General features: G+C 76.0%; 10 protein-coding genes and 1 pseudogene. 8 read left to right on the forward strand and 3 right to left on the reverse strand.

Annotated features, from left to right (window positions below):
* Positions 1 to 81 precede the first annotated feature (81 nt).
* Positions 82 to 1,599: a beta-N-acetylhexosaminidase gene (locus tag IE98_RS0133700; RefSeq protein WP_043175754.1), complete on the reverse strand. Its 1,518-nt coding sequence runs from the start codon at positions 1,597 to 1,599 to the stop codon at positions 82 to 84.
* 152 nt (positions 1,600 to 1,751) lie between these two features.
* Here IE98_RS0133700 and IE98_RS0133705 point away from each other — a divergent pair, with 152 nt between their 5' ends.
* Positions 1,752 to 2,528 carry a methyltransferase domain-containing protein gene (locus IE98_RS0133705; protein WP_030275590.1) on the forward strand — a complete coding sequence of 259 codons (777 nt, stop codon included), beginning with the start codon at positions 1,752 to 1,754 and terminating at the stop codon, positions 2,526 to 2,528.
* Between the two features lie 32 nt (positions 2,529 to 2,560).
* Here IE98_RS0133705 and IE98_RS0133710 read toward each other — a convergent pair whose 3' ends face one another.
* Entirely contained in the window at positions 2,561 to 3,148 is a 588-nt protein-coding gene (locus tag IE98_RS0133710) for a GNAT family N-acetyltransferase (RefSeq protein ID WP_052391333.1), read from the reverse strand.
* A 108-nt stretch (positions 3,149 to 3,256) separates the two neighbouring features.
* Here IE98_RS0133710 and IE98_RS0133715 point away from each other — a divergent pair, with 108 nt between their 5' ends.
* From IE98_RS0133715 to IE98_RS0133745, 7 genes are all read left to right on the forward strand, one after another.
* Entirely contained in the window at positions 3,257 to 4,111 is an 855-nt protein-coding gene (locus IE98_RS0133715; protein ID WP_030275592.1) for a GntR family transcriptional regulator, read from the forward strand.
* Between the two features lie 80 nt (positions 4,112 to 4,191).
* Positions 4,192 to 5,127: a polysaccharide deacetylase family protein gene (locus IE98_RS0133720; protein WP_052391334.1), complete on the forward strand. Its 936-nt coding sequence runs from the start codon at positions 4,192 to 4,194 to the stop codon at positions 5,125 to 5,127.
* Positions 5,128 to 5,270: 143 nt separating this feature from the next.
* Complete coding sequence (locus IE98_RS0133725; RefSeq protein WP_030275594.1) at positions 5,271 to 5,621, forward strand: hypothetical protein; 351 nt, start codon at positions 5,271 to 5,273, stop codon at positions 5,619 to 5,621.
* Positions 5,622 to 5,674: 53 nt separating this feature from the next.
* Positions 5,675 to 6,229, forward strand: coding sequence for an RBBP9/YdeN family alpha/beta hydrolase (locus tag IE98_RS0133730; RefSeq protein WP_030275595.1), 555 nt, complete (start codon positions 5,675 to 5,677; stop codon positions 6,227 to 6,229).
* 279 nt (positions 6,230 to 6,508) lie between these two features.
* Positions 6,509 to 6,931, forward strand: coding sequence for a hypothetical protein (locus IE98_RS0133735; protein ID WP_030275596.1), 423 nt, complete (start codon positions 6,509 to 6,511; stop codon positions 6,929 to 6,931).
* Positions 6,928 to 7,773, forward strand: coding sequence for an ATP-grasp domain-containing protein (locus IE98_RS0133740; RefSeq protein ID WP_030275597.1), 846 nt, complete (start codon positions 6,928 to 6,930; stop codon positions 7,771 to 7,773). The genes IE98_RS0133735 and IE98_RS0133740 overlap by 4 nt, the downstream gene beginning before the upstream one ends.
* Before the next feature lie 48 nt (positions 7,774 to 7,821).
* On the forward strand, positions 7,822 to 8,271 hold the full coding sequence (locus tag IE98_RS0133745; RefSeq protein WP_234443776.1) for a DUF3224 domain-containing protein: 450 nt from the start codon (positions 7,822 to 7,824) through the stop codon (positions 8,269 to 8,271).
* A 96-nt stretch (positions 8,272 to 8,367) separates the two neighbouring features.
* Here the strand turns inward: IE98_RS0133745 and IE98_RS47110 are convergent.
* Positions 8,368 to 8,455 (reverse strand): annotated as a pseudogene (locus tag IE98_RS47110) (transglycosylase family protein); the annotation flags it as partial.

An 8,455-nucleotide genomic window follows, 5' to 3' on the forward strand; every position in this document is an offset into this window, starting at 1 on the left:
TCGGGAGCGGGCGGCTCGTGGGCGGGCGGCTCACACGGGCGGACGGTTCGGGGGTCGCCCGGTCGGTGGGCCGGCGGGGCGTCAGAACGCCGAGGGCAGGCCGAGTGCCGCCAGTCGGGGGCGGTGGCCGGTGAGGGCCTGCTCGAAGGCGGGCCACTCGGCGTCCGGGTTCCAGGCACGTTCGGCGAGGGCGCAGAGCCGGGGGTAGAGCCGGCGGTCGGCCTCCGCGGCGTCGGCCACGAACTCGGTCCACAGCTGGGCCTGGGCGCCGAGCACCCGGGCCCGGGCCTCCTCCGGCCAGTGCGCGGGGGCCGGGTCGAGGCCGTGGACGGCCCGCAGGTCGACCACCGCGCCCTCCTGGCCGAGCGGTTCGCCGGGGCCGTCGGAGGCGGGGTAGTCCAGGTAGGTCGCGCGGTAGGGCGCCATCACGATGTCGTGGCCGCGGCGGGCCGCGTCCAGGCCGTGGTCGGCGTCCCGCCAGGGCATCACGGTGAACTCGGGCGGCAGTGCGGGGGTGCTGCTGTCCTCGGCCCAGCAGACCGGGCGGCGGCCGTGCTCCAGCAGATGGGTGCCGACCCGGCCGAGGAACCAGCCGTGCAGGTCCTTCGGCGAGGCGAGGCCGAGCTCCGCGGCACGCCGCCGCGCGGACGGCGCGGCCTCCCACTCGGCGGTGGGGCACTCGTCGCCGCCGAGGTGCACGTACGGCGAGGGGAAGACGTCCATCACCTCGTCCAGCACCTCGGTGCAGAAGGCCAGCGCCTCGTCGTGCACCCCGAGGACGTTCTCGCAGACGCCCCACTCCGTCCACACGTCGAGCCGCCGTTCGGGACGGTTGCCGAGCCGCGGGTAGGCGGCGAGCGCGGCGCGGGCGTGGCCCGGCATCTCGATCTCGGGCACGACGGTGACCCCGCGTTCGGCGGCGTACCGGACGAGTCCGCGGAGCTCGGCCTTGGTGTACGCGCCGCCGTGCGGGCGGTCGTCGAAGCGGCCGCTGCCGGCCCGTCCGGTCATCGTCCGGGCCCGGACGGAGCCGACCGCGGTGAGCCGCGGGTAGGCGTAGACCGGCATCCGCCAGCCCTGGTCGTCCGTCAGGTGCAGGTGCAGGACGTTCAGTCCGTGCAGGGCGAGCAGGTCGACGGTGCGGTGCAGGTGGGCGACGGGCAGGAAGTGCCGGGCGACGTCGAGCATCAGGCCGCGCCACGGGTACCGGGGGCGGTCGGTGACGGTCAGGCAGGGCAGTTCCCAGCGGACGTCCGGCGCCGGACGGTCCAGCAGGGCCTGGGCGGGGAGGAGTTGGCGCAGCCGCTGGACGCCGTGCAGCAGACCGGCGGTGGCGGCGGCGTGCAGCCGGACGGCGGCGGGGGTGACGGAGAGCCGGTAGCCCTCGGGGCCGAGCCCGGCGGTGAGCGCGGGGTCGACGGCGAACAGCACGGCACCGTCCGGGGAGGGTGCCAGCGGCAGGCCGGTGGCCGGGCGGAGCAGGGTGCGCAGCAGGTCGGCGGCGGCCGCGGCGGCGCCGGGGGCGTGCACGGCCGTGGTGCGGTCGAGGGTGAACCGGCCGGGCGCGGAGACGATCCGGTGGGGCGTCGGAATGATCACTGCGGGGCCACCTCGGGAGGACGGGAAACTTACCACTTGCGGACTGGAGCACCACTGGTAAAAGAAAGTGGCATAGACCAGTTGGCCCGTCAAGGGGCGGCGGCGGAAGAGCTGTCGGCCCGCGGCCGGCCGGGAGTTGATTGACTGGAGGCATGACCTCCACCGTGTTCGAGACCGACACCCCCGACCCGATCGCCTACCTCGACCGGGTGGCCGCCACCGATCCGGGCCGGTCCTACAAGCAGCGCATGCTCGCCGAACTGGACGTCCCGGACGGCGGGACGGTGCTGGACCTCGGCTGCGGCCCCGGCGCGGACCTCGGCGCGCTGGCCGCCGCGGCGGGCCCGGCAGGGCGGGTGATCGGCATCGACCTCGACCGGGCGGCCGTCGACGCCGCCACCGCGCGCACGGCCGGGCTGCCCACCGTCGAGGTCCGGCTCGGCGACCTCCAGGAGCTGCCGCTGCCGGACGGCGCCGCCGACCGCGCCCGCACCGACCGGGTCCTGCAGCACGTCGCCGACCCGGCCGGGGCGCTCGGCGGGATCCACCGGGTGCTGCGCCCCGGCGGACGCCTCGTCACGGGCGAGCCCGACTGGGGCACCCTGACCGTCGACCACCCGGACGGCGACCTCTCGCAGGCCTACACCCGGTACGTCACCGAGCAGGCCGTGCGGAACGCCCACATCGGCGGCCGGCTCCCGCGGCTGGCGGCGGAGGCCGGCTTCACGGTGACGGCCGTCCTCCCGATCACCCCGGTCTTCCGGGACGTCCGCACCGCCGACCTGATCCTCGGCCTGGAACGCTGCACCCGCCGGGCCGTCACCGCGGGGTACTTCACCGAGGACGGGGCGGCCCGTTGGCTCGACCACCTGGAGAACGGCCCCTTCTTCGCGGCCTTCACCCTCTACGTCGTGGTCGCCGACCGCTGACCGGGCAGGTCCTCCGAGGCACGCGGATACCGCTACCGGGGCGCGCGGGGGCCTCCGTTCGCCGCGGAGGGCGCGGCCCGGAGCTGCTGGTCCGGCTTCCAGTCGCCGGCGAGGAGCCCGAGCAGCACCTGGTCCACGAACTCGCCCATCACCCAGGCCGAGGAGCGCAGCACGCCCTCGCGGACGAAGCCGTTGCGTTCGGCGGAGCGCAGCATCGCGGGGTTGTCCGCCAGCGTCTCGATCTGCAGGCGGTGCAGGCTGCGCACCACGAAGCCGTAGTGGCAGAGCACCGCGACCACGTCGGTGCCGTAGCCCTTGCCGCGGGCGGACGGCAGCAGGCCCAGTCCGATGTGGGCGGACCGGTGGTGGGTGTCGATGCCCCACAGCGTCGCGGTGCCGACCAGCGCGCCGCCGTCCAGCTCCACCACGGAGAACTGGACGAGACCCTGGTCGCTGTCGTCCACCACGAGCCGCGGGTCCTTCGAGCCGGGCGTCATCGGCCGCCAGGGTCTGCCTTCGGCGCGCGAGGCGTTGACCACGTCGTCGTAGAGCTCGGTCCGCAGGACCGGGATGTCGTCCTCGTGCCGGGCCCTGAGCCCGACCGTGCTGCCTCTGAGCATTCAGGCTTCCTATCCGGCGCCGCCCCCGGACGGCAACCCGTTTTCGCCCCCGCCCCGGCGGGGCCGTATTGGTAAGGTACTGGTCAGTTTCGGGACGAGGGAGCTGCCATGTCGGGCGAGAGACCGGGGGTCGCGATGAAGCGGACGCGGGTGCGCGACCACCTGCGGGATCTGGTGGAGGCCCGGAGCCCCGGTGACCCGATCCCGTCGGAGCGGGCGCTCTGCGAGGAGCTCGGGGTGTCCCGGCCGACCCTGCGGGCGGCGGTGGACGAACTGGTGGCGACCGGCCTGCTGGTCCGCGAGCACGGCCGCGGCATGTTCGTGGCCCCGGAGAAGGTCGTCCAGGAGATGGCGATGGCCTCCGAGGGCAGTGCCTTCAGCGTTCCGCGGGCCGCCGGCAGCTGGGCGGGGCGGGTGCTGGAGTTCGAGACCGTGCCGGCGGGGGCGCGGCTCGGCCGGCGGCTGCGGATCTCCCCCGCCGCGGAGCTGACCCGGATCGCCCGGCTGCGGCTGGTCGACGGCGAGCCGATGGCCATCGAGCACCTGCACATCCCGGCCGCGCTGGTGCCCGGGCTGGCCCCGGCCGACATGGAGTCGGGCGACTTCTACGACCTGCTGCGCGAGCGGCACGGCGTCCGGGTGCGGGAGGCCGTCCAGTCGATCGAACCGACCGTCACCAACGAGGCGGAGTCCCGGCTGCTGGGGGTGCCGGTGCTCTCGCCGGCGCTGCTGTTCGAGCGGCTGACCAGTGACGCGGCCGGCCGGCCGGTGGAGTACGTGCACTCGGTGTACCGCGGGGACCGGTACCGGATCGTCTCCCGGATCGCCTTCGACGACGGCCCGGGCGGGACGGCGGCCGCGGGCCGGGGCGGCGGCCACCATCCGGGGATCCCGCCCGGGGACCTGCCGGGCCGGCCCGGTGGGCGGAGCACTACCACGGGCGATGTGCAGCCCCCGGTCTGACACCCCGCCACTGCGCCGTCCGTGCGGCCCTGCGGCGGCGGGCGGTTGGCCGCGGGGCACCTCGGGGATCATCCGCCGGTATGAAGATCGGTTCATCGGGTTGCCACCCCCGGGTCGGCCCGGCGCTCTGGGCCGGGCTGGCCGTCGTCCTGACGGCCTGTTCGACCGCGCCCTCCCGGAACACCGCTCCCCCCGCCGCCACCGCGCCCGCCGCACTGCCGCCGCTCGCCGCCGTGGAAACGCGAGAACGCCACGCGCCCCTGGGGATCGACCCGGTGCAGGCCGCCCGGCAGTCCGCGGAGCGCCGGGCCCGCGAGCAGGCCGCCCGCTGGGGCCTCGACCGGCTGCCCGCCGTCGCCCCCGCCCCGCCCGAACAGCGGCCGGCGCTCGCCGCCGGCCAGGCCGGCGTCGTCCTGCGGCCCGGTCTGCCGCCGGTCGTCCAGCGCGTCCCCACCGAGGACCGGGTGGTCTTCCTGACCATCGACGACGGCGCCGAGAAGGACCCGGAGTTCGCCCGGATGACCGCCGAACTCGGCATCCCCTACAGCACCTTCCTCACCGGCTACCTGGCCCGGGCCGACTGGGGCTACTTCCGCGGCCTGCTCGCGAACGGGCACGCCGCCACCGGCAACCACACGCTCAACCACCGCGACATGCGCAAGCTCACCGCCGCCGAGCAGCGCACCGAGATCTGCGGCCAGCAGGACGAGCTCGAACGCGAGACCGGCTCCCGGCCGCCGCTGTTCCGCCCGCCCTACGGCGAGTACACCGACGACACCCTGCGGGCCGCCCAGCAGTGCGGGATCCGGGCCCTCGCCCTGTGGAACGAGGAGGCCTTCCCCGACCGCACGGAGTACCGCCACACGGACCGGGTGCTGCACCCCGGCGACATCATCCTCACCCACTTCCGCGGCCGCGCGGAGTGGGGCGGGACGATGACGGACGTGCTGCGGCGGGTGCTGCGCACGGTGGACGAGCAGGGCTTCGCCCTGGCCCTGCTCGACGACTACCTCTGAGCCGCCCCACGGCGGCCCGGCCCGGTACCGGGGCGCAGTCGGGCCGCCCGAGGAGCGAGACACCGTCCCAGTATGCGGAAACGCTGGCAGCGCCCGCGGCCGCCGTGATCGACTGTCCGCTCCCGCACGGAAGGAGCGCCGCCATGCTGCCATCCCTCGACGGCCTGGTCTTCTCACCCACCGGACGCGCCGAGCACGGCGAGGTCGACGCCGCCACCAGCTTCGCCTACCGCGAGCAGGACGGCCGGGTCTGGGCCTCCTACCAGGGCGGCGACATCGTGCACGGCCACCTCGTCGGCACCCGCGCGGGCGACACCCTCGAATTCAGGTACGTGCAGCTCAACCGTGCCGGGGAGACCAGCAGCGGACACTGCGCCAGCACGCTCTCCCGGCTGACCGACGGCCGCCTGCGGCTCGACGAGTCCTGGCGCTGGGAGTCCCGCCCGGGCGCCGGGACGAGCGCGGTCGAGGAGGTCCTGCCGCCCGCCGGCTGACCCGCACCGGCCGCCCGCACGCCGCACCCACAACCCGATCCGAGGAGCCCGCCGTGTCCCCCGCCGCACCCCTGCACCTCGTCCTGCCCGGCTACCAGAACTCCGGCCCCGCCCACTGGCAGACCCGCTGGGAGGCCGCCGACCCGGGCTTCGTCCGGGTCGAGCAGGCTGACTGGGACGCGCCGCAGCGCACCGACTGGGTGGCCGCCCTGGACGCCGCGGTCGCCGCCGCGGACCGCCCGGTCGTCCTGGTCGCGCACAGCCTCGGCTGCATCACCGTCGCCCACTGGGCCGCCGGGCGCACCGGGCCCGGCCGGGTGGCCGGCGCCCTGCTCGTGGCCCCCGCCGACGTGGACACCGCCGAGGTGCCGGAGCTCGAGAACTTCCGGCCCGTGCCACTGCGCCCGCTGCCCTTCCCGGCCACGGTCGTCGCCAGCACCGACGACCCCTGGTGCACCGCCGAGCGGGCCGCTGCCTTCGCCGACGCCTGGGGCGCGAAGCTCGTCGACGTCGGGGCGCTCGGCCACATCAACAGCGACTCCGGACTCGGCGACTGGCCGGAGGGCCGCCGCCTGCTCGCCGACCTCACCGGCACCGCCCGGCCGTAGCACCCGACAACCGGTTCAGGCGTAGTCCGAGGCCACCGCCGGCCGGCCGGTCCGGCCGGGCACCGGGCCGCTCCCGGGCGTAGCTGTTCACGCCGGTGAGGGTCCGTTCGTGGTGCTGTCTGCCCCACCACCGAGGAGGCGGCGAGTTCGACGTCCCCGACGAGATCACCGCCCCCGTGCGGACCCGGGCGACCCCGCTCCCTAGGGTGATCACATGCCGAACAGTCCGCAGGTGCCCGCCGTCCTCGACGAGCGGAGCGCCCGCCAGGACCTCTGCCGGTGCTTCGACCGGGGACACGCGACGAACCGCCGGCGGGTCGCCTTCCACACCGAGCGGCAGGACACCTCGGCCCCGGCCGGCTGCGGCTGCTCGACCTCGTCGAGGAGGCCGCGGCGGACGGCCGCGAGGAGTTCCACCCGCTGCAGGGGCTGCCGGCCGACGATCGCCGGCAGATCGTCACCCTGCCCCCGACGATCGCGAAGCTGACCGCCGTCCGCAGGCTCGGGCTGGTCGACGCCTGTTCCAGGGCCTGCGTCGCGGCGCTGCCCACCCCGCCGGAGGGGTACGTCCGTGGCCCGCACACCGGCGGACCGACCGTCCGGCAGCCCGTCGCCGACCACTGGCTGCCGCGGGAACGGCGCCGTCCCGTCCGGCGTGGATCCCGCATCGAAGCCCGCACCGAGCAAGGAGAGACCCCGTGACCGCGCCCCCCGCCGTGGCCTATGTGACCAGCAAGGACGCCCCCGACCAGGAGGCGGGGGCGGCGCTGGCCGCGTTCGCCGCGCAGGGGCTGGCCGCGGAGGCGGTGGTGTGGGACGACCCGGCGGTCGCCTGGGAGCGGTTCGACGCCGCGGTGGTGCGCAGCACCTGGGACTACACCGGGCGGCGCGCCGAGTTCCTGGCCTGGGCACGGCGGGCGGCCGGGCTCACCCGGCTCTGCAATCCGGTGCCCGTGCTGGAGCGGAACACCGACAAGACGTACCTGCGGGAGCTCGCCCGGGCCGGCGTGCCGGTGGTGCCGACCGCCTGGGTCGGGCCGGGCGAGCGGCTGGACGGCGGGACGGCGCCCTGGCCGGAGCTGGTGGTGAAGCCCACCGTGTCGTCGGGCGCCCGGGACACCGTGCGGACCACCGACCGGGCGGCGGCCGCGGCCCACGCCGACCTGCTGACCGCAGCCGGGCGGACGGCCATGGTGCAGCCCTACCTGCCGGCGGTGGACGGGGAGGGCGAGACCTCGCTGGTCTTCATCGGCGGCGCGTTCAGCCACGCGGTGCGGCGCGGCCCGATGCTGTCCGGCCCGGCGGGCCGGTTCGCGGACGAGGCACGGCGGCCCGACGCCGACCAGCTGGCCGTCGCCGAAGGGGTGCTCGCGGCCGTGCCGGAGCGCACGGAGCTGCTGTACGCGCGGGTGGACCTGGTGCGCGGCCCGGACGGCACGCCGCTGCTGATCGAGCTGGAGCTCACCGAGCCGCGGCTGTTCCTGCAGTACGACGCCGGGGCGCCGGCGCGGCTGGCGGCCGCGGTGCGGGCGCTCACCGGCTGACACCGGAGCACGTGCAGGCCCGCCCGCCGGTCGTGGGCCCGGTTGTCGGTGGCCCGTGCCAGGCTGGCCGCAGCGATCCGCAGCGACGAGGGGACGGACGGGATGGACGGGCTGGCCGAGGGCGGCTTCACGGTGGACAGCTGGGAGCCGGAGGTGCTGGACGACCGGCCGGGTGCGGCACTCGCCCGGGTGACGCTGACCAAGACCTTCCGGGGCGGGCTGGCCGGCACCAGCACCGTGCACATGATCAGCGCGGCGGACGGCGCGGGTCAGCCGGCGGCGTACACCGCCTTCGAGCGGTACACCGGCGAGCTGGACGGCCGGAAGGGCAGCTTCGTGCTGCAGCACTGCGCGCCCGGCAGCCGCGGCGAGCGGCTGGTGATCACGGTGGTGCCGGGCACCGGCACCGAGGAGCTGACCGGGATCACCGGCGGCTTCGAGATCCGGATCGACGACGCGGGCGTGCACACCTACGCCTTCCGGTACGCCCTGGCCTGATCCGGGTGCGGCGACGGCCCGCTTCCCGGGTGCGGGGAGCGGGCCGTGCGGGGGTGCGGGGTGCCGGGTCCGGGATCACCGGTCCGGGCCGCGGAGGCCCGCGAGGACCTTCTCCGCGACGGCGATCTGCTGCGCCTTGCTCGCCTGGTGCGCGTTGGCCGCGTACGCGTGGCCACCGAACGCG

The organism is Streptomyces sp. NRRL B-24484 (assembly GCF_000717715.1).
Lineage (GTDB): Bacteria > Actinomycetota > Actinomycetes > Streptomycetales > Streptomycetaceae > Kitasatospora.

Excerpts from the sequence above, each read along its gene's own strand:
- IE98_RS0133705 (WP_030275590.1), top strand. The coding sequence starts at position 1,752 with ATGACCTCCACCGTGTTCGAGACCGACACCCCCGACCCGATCGCCTAC.
- IE98_RS0133725 (WP_030275594.1), top strand. The coding sequence starts at position 5,271 with ATGCTGCCATCCCTCGACGGCCTGGTCTTCTCACCCACCGGACGCGCC.
- IE98_RS0133710 (WP_052391333.1), bottom strand. The coding sequence starts at position 3,148 with ATGCTCAGAGGCAGCACGGTCGGGCTCAGGGCCCGGCACGAGGACGAC.
- IE98_RS0133715 (WP_030275592.1), top strand. The coding sequence starts at position 3,257 with ATGTCGGGCGAGAGACCGGGGGTCGCGATGAAGCGGACGCGGGTGCGC.
- IE98_RS0133720 (WP_052391334.1), top strand. The coding sequence starts at position 4,192 with ATGAAGATCGGTTCATCGGGTTGCCACCCCCGGGTCGGCCCGGCGCTC.